Raw genomic sequence first — 18,381 nt, 5'->3', positions numbered from 1 at the left:
CAGCGCGGCGGTATACTGACCCGACTCCACCTCCTCCTCATGGCCCCCGGCACCCACCACCTTGTGGCTAGACATGTCGATTATCCCGATATGCCCACTTGTTAGTAGCAATGTTCTATTTGCATGTCAGCAAACATTGATATCACACCGAAGCTCATCTTTGTAACTGCTCTCCTGAATCGAAGTTGTAACATATCAAATGAGAATACATTGAAGGGGCACAAAAATTCTTTAGTACCCCTTCCATCCATCAAAAGACGTATTTTACCCCGATCATCGCGGCAGTGTTGCTGTACCCACCCCCGCCGACATCCTGCGCCACGTTGCCCCAGAGCTGAACGGTGCGGGTTAACTGGCCCTCGACGCCGAGTTTCACTTCCCCCACGTTGGTAGCCCCGGCCTGTTCAACCACCACGCCGTTCATGTCCACGCCACTGCGCTTCGTGTTGTGCAGCCAGTTAACCTCCACAAACGGCTGGAATGAGCGTTCGGTTCCGTTATCAACGTGGCTGTGCCCCTGCATGAAGGCCCTTACCCCCAGACGGGTCTGGATATTGTTATCCCCCCGGCTGCTGATTTTTGTGCCGTTGGTTTCGGTCAGGTCATCGGCTTTGACGCCCATCCATGTCACCTGCGCCTGCGGCTCGATGAAGTAAAGGGTTGGATTATCCTGCGCACCGGACTGGCCCAGAGCAAAGGTGTAACCCGTCTCTGCGGATGCGGTCAGGCCCTTCGATTTGTAGGACTCTCCGCTGATGTCGTCACCGTTTACCTTGTTGTTAAACCAGCTGTACATCAGCTGACTATCCACATACGCCCCGGTTTTGTCTTTGTCGTTCTGGTACCACGTGCCGTACATGCCCACGCTGTAGCCATTCACCGAGCCTTTTGAACCGTGTCCGGAAACCGTCGAGTGGGTGCTGTTCTGGTTATTGCCGTAGCCTGCCATCAGCCCCAGATGGTAGCGGTCGTTGTCGCTGCTGCTCCACTGCGCCAGGTCGCCGCCGAGCTGGGCCACCCAGGTGTTGCCGGTCGTTTTCAGCTGGCCGCTGCCGTCGCGGAACCGGTTGTGCACGCCCACCTGACGCAGCCACAGGCTTGTAGCCTCACCGTCACTGTTCATGGCATTCATGTAGCGGTTTTCACCGGCCCGGTCATGCAGGGTAGTCAGAAACATGGATGATGCGGCCTGGTTGGCAATATACGAACCGGCTTCCGGGCGCACCACGTGCTGAGCCGGTACTGGCGCAGGCCCTGGCAGGGGTGCAGGCACTAACAGGGGTACAGGCCCTGGCAGGGGTGCAGGCACTGGCCCCGGAGCTGGGCTGTAGCTGTCCAGATACCAGTTACTGCCTTTCTGCGTCAGGGTGTAATCGTATGCCCCGGCCACAATACGGCCCTGCTGCTTAAAGGCACCCGGTGCCGAAGTACCGCCCACGCCAATTAACGGAATGCCATCAAGGGTTTTCGCTCCGCTGCCACCCGCGTTGGTAACAGATACGTTTGTGGTGCCGCTGGCGTTGCCGGTGATGAACAGCCTGTCGGTGGCCGACGCATCGTCGCCCAGCGCGGTGTTGAACAGCAGGTTGCCGTTGTTGCCGGTGTAGTTACCGTTAATAGTCAGGGTATTGCCCGCCAGGTTCCCGCGCGCAAGCGACAGCGTCCCGCCGTTGGTTACGTCACCCTGCACTACTGAGCTGTCCGTCACGTCCCAGCGCCCGCCGGTATTCAGCTGCACCTGTGAAAGGGTCTGCGTACTGCCCTGCCACACGCCGCCGCTGTCGAGGGTCAGCGCAGTGGTGCCGTTGTTGTCGATGCTCCCGGTGATGAGGTCATTCTGCACGGAGACATTTACCGTACTGCCACTTCCTACACTCAGCGCCGTGCCGGTATCGCTGGCCAGCGTGGTGTTATCCTTCAGCAGCAGGGAGACCACGCCGGCATTTTCACCAATGCCGACAGAAGCCAGCTTTCCTGACACTTGCGTCCCCGTGAGCGTAATGGATGACGTTGCCAGCGCGTTATCCTGTGGGATCACGCCGACGCCATACGTTTCGCCTGTAAGAACGGAATCACTCACGCTGACGTTGATATTTTGCATGGTATCACTGCCCAGACGGGGCACCAGTGCCAGTGCTGCTCCGCTGGTTGACGTGACCTGCGCACCCTGCTCAATGGTGGCCGTCGCGTAAGCGTCAGGGCCGGTGGTTGAAACCTGCACTCCCGCCGTGCTGCCTGAAATACTGCCGCCCCGGATAAACAAGTCTGAATCGTCTTCTACCCAGACCCCAGAGCCCAGTGTGCCACTGACGGTTGCGTTGATGAGATCAACAACCGGCCGCTGCGGTGAGCCGGGGGCAATCACGTCCCTTTCTCCGTTCAGAAAAATGCCAGCCTCACCACCTGTAACACGCGTGCCGGTAAATGTAGCGGTGCCGCTCTCCACCATATTCACCCCATATAATGCCCCGGTGATGTCAGTCATGTTATCAAAGGTAAACACAGAGCCCGTTGGAGGGGGAGTGCCGGTGTTGAGGCTTACGCCTATACCACCCACAGTGGTATCTGAAATCCGGGTGTTCAGGACCGCAACGTTGCCATCTTTCATATTCAGCGCACCTGCACCTACACCTGACCCTTTTTCAATCGTAACGGGGAGGCCAGAGTTATCACCAATGGTGCCATAAGCTCCCCTCAATGTGAGGCTGTCGGGAAACACTGTACCACCAGGTATAGACACACGGCCGCCGGGGATGGACACAGGAGCGGCGTGAACCAGGCAGGATGAGGACAGTAACGCCATTGTCGATGCTATTAAAGTCAAACGAGTATGGAAATACATATTGTGTACCTTTTCAGTGCAGCTGAAATAAAACTGTACAGCCCTGTTGAAAGTTTCAGGAACAGGGATCCCTGATGCAGGGGGCATCATATTTAAAACTGTACGGGCTGTGTGTAAATTCACAAGCGAGTCATTAAAAGTAATCAAGGAAAATCATAAAATCCTACAACATTAAAAAACAACCTCCTGATATATAATAAAGAAAGTCAGAGGAGTAATGAGTGAGACCCTTTCAGATATCCGGTATCGATTATCTCAACCATACTTCTGACGCGAAAATTTAATCTGATTCTTTTTATATTCACATTGAAAACACTGGGCGTACGGATGCGCCTTCAACGATCGTCGTTCCGCTGGCCCCCTAGAGAGAGAAATAAAAACTTTGTATTACTCTTTGGTGTGGGCCAAAGTATCCTGTACCTTTAATAGAAACTTTGGTGCGAATTAATAGTTGCGCACAATCTTTATGTTAGTTTCCTTAAGGTGAGAAAGAACAACTGGAAAAATATTTTTCAGCTTAAATTCAATCACATAGCTCTTGCCGCTATTGATATAGCTGATGCCGATTTTTTTGTGTGGGAAATGCCTTTCACATGCTGGATTGCGATATTTTGCCTTCCTTCCAAGGCATGCACGTAGCATTTGCGACAATAATGCGCTGCGGCAAGAAACTGAACTCATAGGCAAAAAAATCGTTAGCTGCAACACTACAACATTCCAGTCCCCAGAGCGGGCTAATATCCACCCCCAGTAATTCTTCGGATGACAGAGATACCTTTTCAGGATCCTCATTTCATTATCTCTTTTATTATTGGACATGATGAGATAACCCCACAAACGTTTACGATTCCAGATAGTAACATAGAGAAACTATAGTGCAACTCCCATACAAAATCCACGATTTTTAACAACCTAAATGGGAAATAAAATATTTCCGGGAGAATTATTTTCGGTTTTATCAGAATTAATGACGGGCGTAACTATTGGAGGATGTGCGTGTCATGTTCCGTGATTAATTTAGTTTTTTTTATTTATTTATTGCTTTATTACTTGCTTGCTATGCCTGTTTATACTGTACTTATTGTTTGTCATAAAACTGCCTTTCCTTCTGTCGTTCAGAATGGCTCTACATATCTGAAGATGGCCAATGCATCTGGTAACATTCACTTCAGATTACATCACTGAAGCGGGGAGGATGTTTCAAGTAAAGGCCCAAATATCACCGTGTTCGCGTTACCTAACAATTTGGATGGAGGCGAACTGACTTATCTTCGATACGTATGAGGCAAATATCTGGCAGGGCAGTACGCTGTTGGTTGAGTCGCAGAGAAATGAAGGCAGCATCCGCTGTCTTTATCAAACGCATAGTCAAGTTAACTTTCTAGCTGTACCGTTTTTTTGTTCAGTATAGCCCATGTAATGATCATGATTAGCGTCGTCAGTGAAAGTGTCATCCCGTGTATACTGGATTTCTGCGCAAACAATAACGAAACAGATTACCAGCTAGCGAAAGCTTGCAAACATAGCACAGAGAAAAGCGAGGCCGCAGCTTGGTGCGAAATTACTTATGGAGTCGAGGCGCAATGCCTTGCTTCAATGAATAATTCATTGTGGTTCCTTTCGGAACGTCAGCACATTTATCCTTAAAGCCCTGACCATTCACTCAGGCGCATAGTCATGCAGGCGGCTAAAACTTGTCATGGTGTGATTTCGTGTTTCCAGTCATGTAATAAAGATAGCCATAGTTTGTGCTTGAAGGCATCAGAATCGCTAAGGCCATTGCGGCTGAGCCGGTGATTACTGATGTGTTACCGGCGGGTACAAAAACCAGAAAGCTTTAAGCTACACCCTCATTTTATTTAGGATTTACTGGGCTTATCGTCATTCTCGAGCCTGTACGCGAGATAATGTAATTGTCTGATAATGAGACGGTCACCCACACCCCGTGAGCAGAACGCTGACTGGTGCAATTCTTCGGGGGGCTCCATCATGCAAAGCGCGACGCTTATTGGTATTGACCTTGGTAAACATTCTTTTCACGTTCATTGTCAGGATCAGCAATGCACTGCTACGTAAGAAATTTCGCGCTCTCAACTTGTCACCTTTCCTGCAACCTGCCTGACGTGTACCGTGGTAATGGCGTCCTGTGCAGGGGCGTATTACATAGTTCGAGCCATCAGGTAAAGTTAATCGCGCCAAAATTTGTCCGGCCGTTTGTCAAAAGTAACAAGAACGATTTTGTTGATGCTGAAGTTATCTGTGAGGCAGCTTCCCGATCTTCTATGCGTTTTGTAGCCCCCCAGAACAGAAGACCAGCAGGCCATGTCAGCTCTGAACCGCTTCAGGAGCTCACTGATACGGGAGCGCGAAAAAACGACGAATCAGATGCATACTTTCCTGCTGGAATCTGGAACCAGCGCACCACGCGGCAGTGCAGTGGTAAAACGCCTTCCCTCGGTACTGGTGGAAAATGATATTCCGCCTTTTCTAGAAAGGCTTCTTACAAGACTCCATACGCATTACGTCTATGATAGGTAGAAAGCTGCGTGCTATCTGTCGGTGGCTGAGTTGTGCGTCATTTTTGAGTCTGAGAATTTCTTTAAGTTTTCTCATGAAAAGTGGGCCCGACCTCAAAGCATGTTATTGGGTGATCTCAATCCATGAAAATACACACCAGTGTTTCTACATCCACTTCCTGCCGTTTTTTTTCCTGCTTTTAAGGTGTATCCCCTCGCTTTGGGTAGACCATTGATACTTTATGCCCTTGCGCTATCGTAGAAGTTGCTGTGCTGCCCGTCAATGTCGGCCACACCGCATCATGCATTCGCTGCGAGACATATCCCAGTCCATTATCTGAGTGATGGAGGGCTGACATGCCCGCATGTGTATCCCACTGTAATAACTGCCTGTTATCCTGAATAACAAAAAACAAAATTCTCAGTAGTCTGACAGAACTTAAAAACTGTCAATTTCTCTTAAGGCGAATTGCATCCTTTAAAAGACGTCCCTACGATGCTCTCCGTCTGACTGGCGCTGACGCGTATTATTGAATTGAACCCATTACTAATTGGCATCAGACGCAAAATCAACATCCATTGCCCTGATACTTGTTTTTAAATTGGTGGGTAGTGGGGCAATTGTTTTAACAGGGCCTGCCCGGGCGCGGACCGAATGAACTTTTAGGTGATAATAATGTTAAAGAAAACATTCGTTGCGGCAGCGCTCCTGCCAGCAGTATCAATGAACGGTGACCTTGCGGTAGATGAACAGATCAACATCACCGGTAATGTTATGGCTGCCAGCTTCAAGAACAATGGCATCAAAAATAAATTATCAGTCATTAACTGCTCATCCGGAACGGCTTCATGTCAGGGGGTATGACGGGGCTATGGCGCGCACTCGCAGCGCATACACTGCTCGTTGCCACGCTGGGCTCGCTTTCGGTCAGCGTTCATTCGGCTACGCTTGATTTTGGCGAACTCGGATTTGGGCCTACAGGGAGCATCCCTACTGCAAAAGAGGTGACCTTCAGCCTTGGAAATACCGAAAGCTATCCGGGAGGTGCCGGATATTCTTATCAATTTGATAGTCCTATTTATTATCCAGTCAATAATGGTCTTACTATTTTTCTTACATCCGAACCGGTGAAAATGTCTGCGTTGTATTATGTGGAATATCCGGGCTTACAAAATAAAAACATTATGAGCGCTGATGGACGACTTGTTTGGTACGCGATAGATTCCAAATTTTCCTTTGAGCCAAATCAGTCCATACGACTTTATGGAATAATACCAACTATAGAAAGTGCTGTTAAACCAAACCCCGGACCTTTTTCAGAAAAACTGGGAACCTTTAATATCAGACGTGATCCAAGTACGTTAGTATACAATGAGGACGTCTATGTTACAGGGACGTTTACGCTTAATACCTGCCAGGTGACCCCCACTCAAAACGTTTCATTTGGCCATATAAAGGCTGCGGGTGCAGGAGACGTTCTGTCAACAAAATCATTTGATATCGGCCTCACGTGCAATCCCATTTACGAGAGTGCTGCTGCGACCTCCATCACGTTCCAGTCATCTGTCACTGATGGCAACCTGTTCGCAGCCCCTGACTTTGCGGGTGCGGGAATAAGAATTTCGGATGAACATGGCACAACTATCGAACCAGGTAGGCCATACCGCTTTCCCACCCGTGGTAAGGCACCGTCCTTTAATGCGTCAGTAATACAGAGAGGCTCCACTGCCACCGGTCAGTTCAGCATTTCTGTTGATATGACGCTCTCCTATAATTAAGTCTGCAGACCGGGACCGTTCAAACGGACCCGGCGTGACGACAATGATGCCATCCCCTGTTTGATATATTTTTTATGACTGAAATGGCCTGCATCACGTAGGCCACATTAGTATGTTCACAATCCCGGAAAAAAATTAACCGCCCGGATAACCAGCTTTGAACGAAGACCTGACAGAAATAAACTCGATGTAATAAAGAGGTTACTACCGCAGTGACTGAAATGGCGCATGAAAGGGGAGCCAGAACAGCATTTAAATAAAGCAGACCAGTAAGCTTGAACAGTAAAATTTATACCGGCAGCAATCTGACGCGGTAAAATCATCAATTACACAATATAAGCTGAAACTAAAAATGCCACAATCAGCCAACGCTGAGATTTAATCCCGTTGCACGCTTCGTTTTACTTTACACACCTCTGCATGGCAGGTTCGCTGCTTATCCTCGAAGTAGCTCATTTCCGGTACAGGTACTTGTTCAAACCCGCATTCACGGCTTGTCCTCGCCAGTAACCATACTGTTGCATACCCCTGCATGTTTAAAGATGGAGGGCATCATCAGGCATGGCTACAAGATAACACACGCCATTAAGGGTAGTACCCGGCGACTTTCAGTCGACGGATTTCTAACTGCCTGGCCGGATCTGTCGCCAGCGCTGTATGCGACGCGGCTCATTGTTAATAAGGTCGAGTAAGATTTAATGATAAATGCACTTCTCCATTAACTTATTGTTAAATTTGATTAAAATAACAAATAAAAACAATGTCAGTGATTTATAAAATCTTAAAGCCTGTCAAATCTTCTCACAGCGAATTGAATCCTTTAAAAGACGGCCCTACGATGCTCTCCGTTTGACTGGCGCTGACGCGTATTATTGAATTGAACCCATTACTAATTGGCGTCAGACGCAAAATTAACTCCCATTGCCCTGATACTTTTTTTAAATTGGTGGGTAGTGGGTCAATTGTTTTAACAGGGCCTGCCCGGGCGCGGACCGAATGAACTTCCAGGTGATAATAATGTTAAAAAAAACATTCGTTGCGGCAGCGCTCCTGCCAGCAGTATCAATGAACGGTGACCTTGCGGTAGATGGACAGATCTACATCACCGGTAATGTTATGGCTGCCAGCTTTAAGAACAATGGCACCAAAAATAAATTATCAGTCATCAACTGCTCATCCGGAACGGCTTCATGTCAGGGGGTATGAAGGGGCTATGGCGCGCACTGGCAGCGCATACACTGCTCGTTGCCACGCTGGGCTCGCTTTCGGTCAGCGTTCATTCGGCTACGCTTGATCTTGGCGAACTCGGATTTGGGCCTACAGGGAGCACCCCAACTGAAAAAGAGGCGACTTTCAGACTTGGAAATACCAATAGCTATCCGGGAGGTGCCGGATATTATCATCAATTTGTTACTTCTCTTAGTTCTGGAGGCGGTAGTGTTTTCCTTGCATCCAAACCGGTTAGCATCCGGGATGGGTATCGTGTGGAACATCCGGGCATAAACTTCTTATCGTTCCGCATCTCATCTAATGATCAGTCATGGTCCTTGATAGATAAACGCTATTCTTTTGAGCAAAATCAGTCCATACGCATTGGTGGCATAAAAGCAACTATACAAAGTCCTGTTAAACCAGACCCCGGACCTTTTTCAGAAAAACTGGGAACCCTTAATATCAGACGTGATACAAGTACCCTAGTATACAGTGAGGACGTCTATGTTACAGGGACATTTACGCTTAATACCTGCCAGGTGACCCCCACTCAAAACGTCTCATTTGGTCATATTCAGGCTGCGCATGCAGGAGACGTTCTGTCAACAAAATCATTTGATATCGGCCTCACGTGCAATCCCATTTACCAGGGTGCTGCTGCGACCTCCATCACGTTCCAGTCATCTGTGACTGATGGAAACCTGTTCGCTGCCCCTGACTTTGCGGGTGCGGGAATAAGAATTTCGGATGAACATGGCACAACTATCGAACCAGGTAGGCCATACCGCTTTCCCACCCGTGGTAAGGCACCGTCCTTTAATGCTTCAGTAATACAGAGAGGCTCCACTGCCTCCGGTCAGTTCAGCATTTCTGTTGATATGACGCTCTCCTATAATTAAGTCTGCAGACCGGGACCGTTCAAACGGACCCGGCGTGACGACAGTGATGCCATCCCCTGTTTGATATATTTATTATGACCGAAATGGCCTGCGTCACGTAGGCCACATTAGTATGTTCACAATCCCGGAAAAAAATTAACCGCCCGGATAACCAGCTTTGAACGAAGACCTGACAGAAATAAACTCGATGTAATAAAGAGGTTACTACCGCAGTGACTGAAATGGCGCATGAAAGGGGAGCCAGAACAGCATTTAAATAAAGCAGACCAGTAAGCTTGAACAGTAAAATTTATACCGGCAGCAATCTGACGCGGTAAAATCATCAATTACACAATATAAGCTGAAACTAAAAATGCCACAATCAGCCAACGCTGAGATTTAATCCCGTTGCACGCTTCGTTTTACTTTATACACCTCTGCATGGCAGGTTCGCTGCTTATCCTCGAAGTAGCTCGTTTCCGGTACAGGTACTTGTTCAAACCCGCTTTCACGGCTTGTCCTCGCCAGTAACCATACTGTTGCATACCCCTGCATGTTTAAAGATGGAGGACATCATCAGGCATGGCTACTACAGGATAATACACGCCATTAATGGTAGTACCCAGCGACTTTCAGTCGACGGATTTCTAACTGCCTGGCCGGATCTGTCGCCAGCGCTGTATGCGACGCAGCTCATTGTTAATAAGGCCGAGTAAGATTTAAAAGGTAAACAAACCTACCCATTAACTGGTTGATTAATATAATTAAAATAAATAATAACAAATGAAATTAATGCCAGTGATTTATAAAATCTTAAAGCCTGTCAAATCTTCTTACAGCGAATTGCGCCCTGTCAGAATCGCCCCTACGATGCGTCCCGCATGGCGAACACCGCCCTGCATTATGACGTATAACCCACAGGCAAACGGAAGCTGATACAGAAAGAATATCCACTGTCCTGATACGTGTTTTTAACGTATTACAGCGCCTGTTACAGCGCCTGTGTAAAACGTCGCCAGCTTGGACCACGACCTGTAAATCTCTTTAAGGAAATAGTTATGTTTAAAAAAGCATTGGTTGCTGCTGCACTCCTGTCAATAGTTTCTGTGAATGCCGCTCATGCGGCAGACGGTAATCTCACGTTTACCGGCGAAATTTTAGCGGCCACCTGTACAATTAATGGTTCCGCACCGGGTAATATCAATATTCCCTTGGGCAATTTCAGCGTCAATGAATTTGGTTCTACGGGCACTACCGCTGGAAACGGGAAAATTGTAATGGAGCTGGCGGGCTGCCCAAATCAAATTTCTACCGTCAAAATTCAGTTCGAAGGAACACCTGATGACGATAATCCAAGCTTATTAAAAATTAATGGTTCAGCAACGGGGTTAGGCATCGGTATTTATGAAACAGACGGAACCCCGATCCCGATTGGCAATTCTTCACGTGATATCACCCTCACCAGTGGCGCAGCCAAAGCCGAGTTCGACGCTAAATTTATGTCAACAGCGAATACTGTTGGCGCAGGGTCTGCAAACGCAACGGCTACTTACACACTTCAGTACAGATAACCATTCAGGTACCCGCGCATTTTATAAGAAGCGGGTGCCTTTTACCCCCCTGGCGAGGCATCATGCGCATTTCTTCCTTTATTCTGACAGCACTCCTTTTCTTTACCGGTCTGCAGACAGCCTTTGCTGGCGTCATGCTGAGCGGCACACGCCTGATTTATCCGGAAAGTAACAGGGAGGTTTCCCTTACCGTACGCAATCCGGATAAAAGCACCGACTACCTCATTCAGTCCTGGCTCGAAAACAACGATAAAAGCAGCGACGCAAAAGTACCTTTTGTTATAACGCCACCGCTGTTTCGCCTTGACCGCGATACCGACAATATTTTACGCATCGCAAACACGGGCGGGAACTTGCCTTCAGACCGCGAAGCGCTTTACTGGCTGAACGTGCGCGCCATTGGTGCCACACCTAAAGGGCAAGCCGTCAACCGCCTGCAGCTGGTGCAACGCACGCGAATCAAGTTTATTTACCGCCCCGCGTCACTTAATAAAAACGAGGCCGCTGATGCGTATAAGTCGCTGACCTTTACGCAACTGGGTAAAGACCTCGTCGTCAAAAACCCGACACCCTACTACGTCTCATTTGCCTCGCTCAAAGTCGGCGGTAAGGACGTACCTGAGCCGGGTATGGTGGCTCCCCGCAGCGAGTTGCGCCTTAGTGCGCCGGGCAGCGGCACCATTGAATGGCAGGCCATTAACGATTATGGCGGCAAAACCCCGGCCGCACGTCAGTAAATTACCGCCCCTTCGCAATTTCGAAAGGAAAAAACATGCTCAGGTTTAATCAGGATACGCTGCGGCTTACGCCCCTTGCACGCTTCGTTGCCCTGCACTTCACACAAAGCTGCCTCCTCGGCACGCTGCTGTTCTCGGGCGTGACCCTTGCAGAACCGGAATTCTATTTTAACCCGCAGGCGCTGCACATACCTGGCAGTAACCAGACTATCGCAGACCTCAGCGTGTTTGAGGAGGGAGGACAGCTTCCGGGACAGTATCGTGTAGATATTTATCTGAACAATAACTTTCTTGAAGCGCGGGATGTCAACTTTGTCATTCATGGTAAACAACTTGTTCCCGTTTTCAGCGCGAAATACTGGCGTGAGCTGGGACTGAAAACTGGTGCATCGTCGGCCTTTGACGCACTGGCCGACGACGATACCGTCAGCCTGCCTGGTGAGTATATTCCCGACGCAGCTACACGCTTTAACATAAACCGCCTGCGCCTTGACCTGAGTATTCCTCAGGCCGCGCTGAATTTCCGCGCCCGCGACGAGGTCAGTCAGGACCTGTGGGACCCGGGGATGCCGGCGGCGATGCTGAGTTACGGGCTGAATTACAGCAGCAGCCAGCAGCATAATAACGACGGCGAGTATAGCAACCTGTTTCTGCGTGTGGACAGCGGCCTTAATTATGGCGCATGGCGCCTGCGCAATAACTCGACGTTCACGCGAAATTCAGGTGAGCAGTCGCGCTACGACTTTGACGGCAACCGCACTACTGAGACCCACGCAGAATCCCGCTGGAAAAGCCTCAGAACCTCCCTGCAGCGAGATATTCATAGCCTCGGCGCCCGGCTGACCCTCGGAGACAGCAATACGCCTGGCAGCCTGATGGACAGCATCTCCTTCCGTGGTGTCCAGCTGGCAAGCGATGACAGCCAGCTTCCGGATAGCATGCGCGGCTTTGCGCCGGTTGTTCAGGGCATCGCCCGCTCAAATGCGCAGGTAACGGTGCAGCAAAACGGCGTTGTGATTTATCAGACCTCCGTCGCGCCGGGCGCGTTCGAAATCCGGGACCTGTATCCTACAGCAAGCAGCGGTAACCTTGACGTCACGGTGCGAGAATCCGACGGCACTGAAACCCGATTCGTGCAGCCTTTCTCCGCTGTCCCGGGGATGCAGCGCGAAGGCCGGCTAAGTTATACCGTTGCCGGGGGTAAATATCGCGGCTGGTCTGATAACATGCGTGAGCCTGATTTTCTGACGGGTACACTTCAGTATGGCCTCAGCAGCGCCACCACCCTGTATGGGGGCGCCCTCGCCTCAGCGAACTATACCGCCGGCATTCTGGGCGTGGGGCAGGGTCTTGGCACGTTTGGCTCGCTGTCGTTTGACGTCACGCATACCAGCACGCAGTTTGACAACGGGCCCTCGCACTCAGGTCAGGCCTATCGCGCGCAGTACGCCAAGGACATCCTGCAAAGCGGCACCTCTTTCGTGCTTGCCAGCTATCAGTATTCGACGGCGGGCTATTTCGACTTTAACGAGGCGAACACTCGGCTTCAACGGGGTGAAGCGCATAATGAGGGTGACGAGCTGGACTACTGGCGCCGCACACATAGCAAACGCAGCCGTTTACAGGCACGAGTCTCGCAGCATCTGGGCGACTTTGGGGCACTGAGTCTGAACGCATATCAGCAAAGTTACTGGGGCGAGTCCGGTAACGAAAGGACGCTGATGCTGGGTTACGGCTTTAACCACGCCGGCATCAATTACAGCCTTAACCTTAGTGATACCCGCTACCCGGCACGCGAGGCTAACCGCAGTCTATACTTCGGCGTTTCCGTTCCACTGGATACGTGGCTTGCTGGCAGTCGTGCAAACTACAGCCTCAGCTCCGATAGCCACAATCGCGTCCGTCATCAGGCTGGCGTGAGCGGACTGGCCATGGATAACCGTCTGAGTTACAGCCTGAGTGAAGGTTATACCACTAAAGGTGAAGGCAACAGCGGTAACTTCAATACCGTATATCGCGGCACCTACGGCAATGTAAACGGGGGGTACAGCTATAACTTTGACGGCCAGACGGTAAGCGGCGGCATCAGCGGCGCTGTGGTCGCTCATCCCTATGGCGTCACCCTCTCGCAGCCACTCGGCGATACGCTGGCTCTGGTCCGCGTACCAGACGCACAGGGGGTCGGAATTAAAAATCAGCATGGCGTGAGCACCGACTGGCGGGGCTATGCTGTGGTGCCTTACCTGACCCCATACCGTAGAAATGGGTTAAGCCTCAGAACCGAGACGCTTCCTGACAACGTTGAACTTCAGGATGCGGTCAAAACGGTCGTTCCCACACATGGCGCACTTGTGCTGGCCGATTACAAAACCAACGTCGGAGCCCGCGTCATGGCCAGCATCACGCATCAGGGTAAACCCATTCCGTTCGGCGCCACCGCAAACCTGATTGTGGATGGCAAGACCACCTCCAGCAGCTTTGTGGGCGATAACGGGGATTTATACCTGAGCGGCGTGCCTGAGAAGAGCCTGGTGCGCGTGCAGTGGGGTAAGGCTGAAAACCAGCAGTGCCGGGGTGACTTAAATCTGGCACTGGCCGAAGCGGGCAGCCGCTTCCGTAAGGCAACTATTAATTGCAGGTAACGTCAATGAATCATACACAATCAGGCAGCGTCACCGCCGTGCGTACTGCCACGCAGTCTGTACAAACGCTTACTCGAAAGGGCTTCTGGTCAGGATTGATGGCCGGACGATGGTCTGCGCGTGCAACATAAATGGTTCTCATCACCACGCTGAGGGCGCGTTAGATGTGCGCACATTCGGTTTTTATTTAACCTGGCGAAGTCCAGTCCGGGACAGTGAGAAGTAACGCGTGGCAAAAAAACGGGTCTCAGCTTCAATCTGCAAAATCAAGACAGTTACATTGACAATGACGGTTATCAGGTTAAATTTGATGTAAGTCGTCCCTTTGATATTTATCAAGATAATGATTTAAATACCGTTACTTTAACACTCTCATCTTCATTCGATATGTAAGCGTCTCAATTAGGCTGTCTGTCCTCCAGACTCCGGTTCAGGGAAATAGTGTCCATTATTTTTAATGGGCACTATTTCCTGAAACAACGGACATGGCTCCCTCAGGGGCTTCGCCTCTATAATAATTTTCTTGCCAGAAATTTTCGATCCCGCAGGCCAAATGAAAAGTGGCTGCCCGATATAACCGAGTCCCAGATCCCAGCAGGCAAAGTCTATCTGTCCCCAGTTATTGAATGTTTTGATGGCAAAGTGGTGAGCTGGACGGTCGAAACGCAACCGGACGCGAACTGGTGAATACCATGCTGGATGATGCAATCGATACGCTCAGAGAAAATGAAAAGCCGGTAATATATAGCGACAGAGGCAGTCATTATCGATGGCCGGGCTGGCTTAATCGTATCAACGCGTCAGGACTTAAAAGGTCCATGTCGAGCAAAGGTTGCTTAGTAATCATCCGGCGAACTGGTCATCAGGCTTCTCACTCATATATAGAAGAGAGAACAGCTTGCCGTCATAAACTCTGTTCAACAATGCGCGTTCCCCGGATGTTTACGCTGCTTCTGGCCAACTGGGACTAATCGAACGACAGCTTGCTCAATAAATTTTATTTAAGACCGGATTAGCAGGCTTACGGTATGACTGAGAGATCATGCATTTCATCGTGGCAAGTTCATTAACAACGTCACTCGACTCACACGTGAAATCGTCGAGTAAAAAGTAGCACGGTGGGCATCTTTGTTGATACGAGAATAAATCCCCCTCCATAGAAGAGGCCGATGTAAATTCTCTGCTATTGATTTTATTTGTCTAATGGTTCAAAACAGCTTTATTGCGAAGCTATGGCGCTGCGTGCAAGGACCATCTTCCGGCGGCACCATCAGCGCTTCGGTAACCGGTAACGTGCGCCGGTGTTCCACTGAAAATTAAATGCCATACTCTGACGTTCATCTTCAAACAAATTCAGGTACACCGTAACTTCCGGCACCTTCCGGCACCAGCAGGTGTTTGGGCAGATCAGGGTGAAGCAGCGCCTAAAATACATTTATCCCACCTTTATCAGCATCTCTGTCTAAAACCTGATATAAATGAGTATTTCATATGTAATACATATGTATTTCTTTTGCATGACGTCAGCCATACATTTATGACTTACCTCGGCTCAGGATGGGAGCCGCGCGCTTTAATATGAGCACTCGAACTGAAGAGCTTATTAACCTCATCAGCGATCGCGTTCATGGTCTCATAGCTGGCTTTCACTCTGCGGTGCGTAACTTCACCCGCGGCACCACAAATATCGAGACAGGTGTTACCGTCGATTTCAATAACGACCGTCTGGCCACTGGCCAGCTTTGCGCGCTGTGCTTCAGTCAGCGTAAAGCCATCAACTTCATACGGAATGCTTTCCGGAATGTCCTGACTCATTTTTGACTCCCTGTTGATAGAAACCCATACATTCACTGTAATCAGTGCGCTATTCACGTAAATATAATCACGGTGCGTGGACTGCAAAGCGCTGTATGCTTTTCGTCCGGCAGCGCTACGTGAATTCTTTTCTGTCTGCGGGGACAAACTCCGCCAGATTTCAAAATCCGCAAACAGGCCTTCTGACGACTATTCTGACGCCGACACAGCTGCTGCGCCACCGGAATAAATCGCGGGCGTGAAAAGGGAAGGGTAACAAAACCCGGTGTATTACGGTATCTGTTACGCACTAAAAACAGGCCTACGCAGCCGATCGCACGGGATTAATTCGCGGAACGGGCGCGCAGGCCGCGCGGCAAAAGGCTTTCCGGGAAATTAGACGGGGAGGGGAGGCTGGTAAACGTATTCCTGTTCTGTTAACTGAGTGGAATTTACAGGAGGTAAACGTTATCTCCTGACTGACATTGGGAAAAATATGATGCGTTCTTGCTAAGTGAAATATATTTCAGAATGATTGCCGGGTCTGAACGTATGTCAGAACAGAGAAAATGTTATCTTGGCCATTGCTGATAATAATGAAAGCGACTGGAGCAGTCCGCTCCTCTGAACAGGGAGATAAAAATCGACAAGTGGCATACTTTTGAGCATCAGGGGGAGTCATACGTACGGTCTCACCTGAACGATATTGATGTCACCTTCCTGCAGGACGCGGTTCCCGGACGACCGGAGAAAAGTTACCTCTTTGACGTCAGCTTTGGGCTGCACTGTTTTACCCGGGGAGCTAATCCTCGCAACGGTAAAAGCCTCTCAAATTTTGAAAAGTCTTCATTATTCTGACCATCGGAAAACCCGTATATTCTGCTTCGAACGTTACAGGTACTCATTGCGGCTGCAACATATTGCCCGGGAGATCAGCCAGCAGAAGTGCTTCAATACCGGGAAAAGCAATTTTTTTAACAATTGAACTTGTTGATTCAGATGGGGTACAGCGTGAGTATTAGGGGTGTGACGCTCAGTGGAACGAAAACTCACGTTAAGCAATGTTTTCTTCCTCCGACGCCTCTTTTAATGGCCGCAGATGCCCTTTCGTCACCAGTTCTGCCAGCGTGAAGGAATAATGGCCGAGCATATTGATGTGTCCGTAGCAAAGCGGTGAGAGACGTGCGATATCTTCATCATTCACGGTTTCACCCTGTTCCCGAAGATGATCCAGAGCAGCCTGCATATAAATAGTGTTCCATAATACGACGGCGTTAGTCACCAGGCCCAGTGCTCCCAGTTGATCTTCCTGACCGTCGGTATATCGCTTTCTTATCTCACCTTTCTGTCCGTGGCAGATCGCTCTGGCAACCGCATGGCGGCTTTCTCCCCGGTTAAGTTGGGTCAGAATGCGTCTTCGGTAATCTTCATCATCAATGTAATTAAGCAGATACAGCGTTTTGTTAATGCGTCCCACTTCAATGATCGCCTGAGTCAGTCCGGAGGGGCGTTCACTTTTCAGTAATGAACGTACCAGCACCGAGGCCTGAACTTTTCCCAGCTTCAGGGAGCCAGCGGCCCGGATCATTTCGTCCCACTGAAGGACTATTTTTCGGGGATCTGACTGCCCTCTGGCAATATCGTTCAGCATTCCATAATCGGCGTCATTGTCCATACGCCAGAAAACTGAAGCACCGGCATCAGCCAGGCGCGGGGAAAACTGGTATCCCAGCAGCCAGAAAAGGCCAAAGATAAGATCGCTGGCCCCTGCGGTATCGGTCATAATTTCAGTGGGATTCAGGCCGGTCTCCTGTTCCAGAAGGCCTTCCAGTACAAAGATAGAGTCCCTCAATGTCCCCGGTATGACGATGCCATGAAAACCGGAATACTGATCGGATATAAAGTTGTACCAGGTGATCCCCCTGTTATGGCCAAAGTATTTGCGGTTCGGTCCGGCATTGATTGTTCTGACCGGCGTAACAAAGCGCATTCCGTCTGCAGAGGCCACTTCGCCACCACCCCAGACCTGCGCCAGTGGCAGTGTTGCCTGAAAATCAACCAGCCTGGCGTTCGCACTGGTGATAGTTTCAGCCCGCAGGTAATTTGCTTTTGTCCAGTTCAGTCGGTGTCGGGTCAGGGCAGGAACATTTGATCGTATCAGGGGCTCCAGGCCGATATTGCAGGCCTCGGCCATCAGTACGGCGCTGATGCTGACGGAGAGATCGTCAGCTCTGGCGCTGGCTTCGCTGGCGTGGAAAAACTCATCAGCAAATCCGGTATGGGCGTTGATTTCGAGCAACAGCTCTGTCAAATCGACAGTCGGGAGCAGAGCACTGACCTGTTTGCTCAGTCGTTTCAGACTGTCCGGTTCATCAAGACTGGCGAGGGGAGAAATTGTCAGCCTGGGCTT

11 protein-coding genes and 3 pseudogenes are annotated in these 18,381 nt (G+C 49.9%); 9 read left to right on the top strand and 5 right to left on the bottom strand.

The genetic code is table 11. The annotated features are described in order from the left end of the window. Nucleotides 1-250: 250 nt before the first annotated feature. Both Q3H59_RS20435 and Q3H59_RS20430 read right to left on the bottom strand, forming a co-directional pair. Nucleotides 251-2,221 (bottom strand): autotransporter outer membrane beta-barrel domain-containing protein, encoded by a 1,971-nt coding sequence (locus Q3H59_RS20435; protein WP_309836807.1) that lies wholly within the window; start codon nt 2,219-2,221, stop codon nt 251-253. 1,065 nt (nt 2,222-3,286) lie between these two features. Continuing rightward, a complete protein-coding gene (locus Q3H59_RS20430; RefSeq protein ID WP_309836805.1) occupies nt 3,287-3,661 on the bottom strand; it encodes a hypothetical protein in 375 nt (124 codons plus the stop codon). A gap of 1,170 nt (nt 3,662-4,831) precedes the next feature. On the opposite strand from Q3H59_RS20430, the pseudogene Q3H59_RS20425 reads away from it, so the two are divergent. Further along, a pseudogene (locus tag Q3H59_RS20425) lies at nt 4,832-5,371 on the top strand (transposase); the annotation flags it as partial. 12 nt (nt 5,372-5,383) lie between these two features. On the opposite strand, the pseudogene Q3H59_RS24760 reads toward Q3H59_RS20425, so the two are convergent. Further along, nucleotides 5,384-5,455: pseudogene (locus Q3H59_RS24760) on the bottom strand (transposase); the annotation flags it as partial. Between the two features lie 579 nt (nt 5,456-6,034). Between Q3H59_RS24760 and Q3H59_RS20420 the strand changes: the two are divergent. The 8 genes and pseudogenes from Q3H59_RS20420 to Q3H59_RS20385 form a co-directional block, all read left to right on the top strand. After that, complete coding sequence (locus Q3H59_RS20420; protein ID WP_309836804.1) at nt 6,035-6,223, top strand: hypothetical protein; 189 nt, start codon at nt 6,035-6,037, stop codon at nt 6,221-6,223. After that, entirely contained in the window at nt 6,208-7,137 is a 930-nt protein-coding gene (locus Q3H59_RS20415; RefSeq protein ID WP_309836802.1) for a fimbrial protein, read from the top strand. Before Q3H59_RS20420 ends, Q3H59_RS20415 begins: the two co-directional genes overlap by 16 nt. 1,017 nt (nt 7,138-8,154) lie before the next feature. After that, on the top strand, nt 8,155-8,343 hold the full coding sequence (locus Q3H59_RS20410; RefSeq protein ID WP_309836800.1) for a hypothetical protein: 189 nt from the start codon (nt 8,155-8,157) through the stop codon (nt 8,341-8,343). Beyond that, nucleotides 8,340-9,248 (top strand): fimbrial protein, encoded by a 909-nt coding sequence (locus Q3H59_RS20405; protein WP_309836798.1) that lies wholly within the window; start codon nt 8,340-8,342, stop codon nt 9,246-9,248. The genes Q3H59_RS20410 and Q3H59_RS20405 overlap by 4 nt, the downstream gene beginning before the upstream one ends. Before the next feature lie 1,037 nt (nt 9,249-10,285). After that, nucleotides 10,286-10,798 (top strand): fimbrial protein, encoded by a 513-nt coding sequence (locus tag Q3H59_RS20400; protein WP_309836797.1) that lies wholly within the window; start codon nt 10,286-10,288, stop codon nt 10,796-10,798. Between the two features lie 62 nt (nt 10,799-10,860). Continuing rightward, the gene (locus Q3H59_RS20395) at nt 10,861-11,535 is read left to right on the top strand and encodes a molecular chaperone (protein WP_309836795.1); all 675 of its coding nucleotides are present in this window, start codon (nt 10,861-10,863) and stop codon (nt 11,533-11,535) included. A gap of 35 nt (nt 11,536-11,570) precedes the next feature. Continuing rightward, entirely contained in the window at nt 11,571-14,177 is a 2,607-nt protein-coding gene (locus Q3H59_RS20390; RefSeq protein WP_309836793.1) for a fimbria/pilus outer membrane usher protein, read from the top strand. 516 nt (nt 14,178-14,693) lie between these two features. Continuing rightward, nucleotides 14,694-15,013, top strand: a pseudogene (locus Q3H59_RS20385) (DDE-type integrase/transposase/recombinase); the annotation flags it as partial. A gap of 706 nt (nt 15,014-15,719) precedes the next feature. Here the strand turns inward: Q3H59_RS20385 and Q3H59_RS20380 are convergent. Further along, on the bottom strand, nt 15,720-15,992 hold the full coding sequence (locus Q3H59_RS20380; RefSeq protein ID WP_309836791.1) for a DUF3945 domain-containing protein: 273 nt from the start codon (nt 15,990-15,992) through the stop codon (nt 15,720-15,722). A gap of 1,033 nt (nt 15,993-17,025) precedes the next feature. After that, nucleotides 17,026-18,381, bottom strand: a 1,356-nt coding sequence (locus Q3H59_RS20375) for a Tn3 family transposase (protein WP_309836789.1), incomplete at its 5' end; no start/stop codon positions are given.

It is taken from the genome of Pantoea sp. SORGH_AS_0659 (assembly GCF_031453915.1).
Classification (GTDB): domain Bacteria; phylum Pseudomonadota; class Gammaproteobacteria; order Enterobacterales; family Enterobacteriaceae; genus Pantoea; species Pantoea leporis.
The sequence above is the reverse complement of the archived record's forward strand: the minus strand, read 5'-3'. Positions and strand labels throughout refer to the sequence as shown.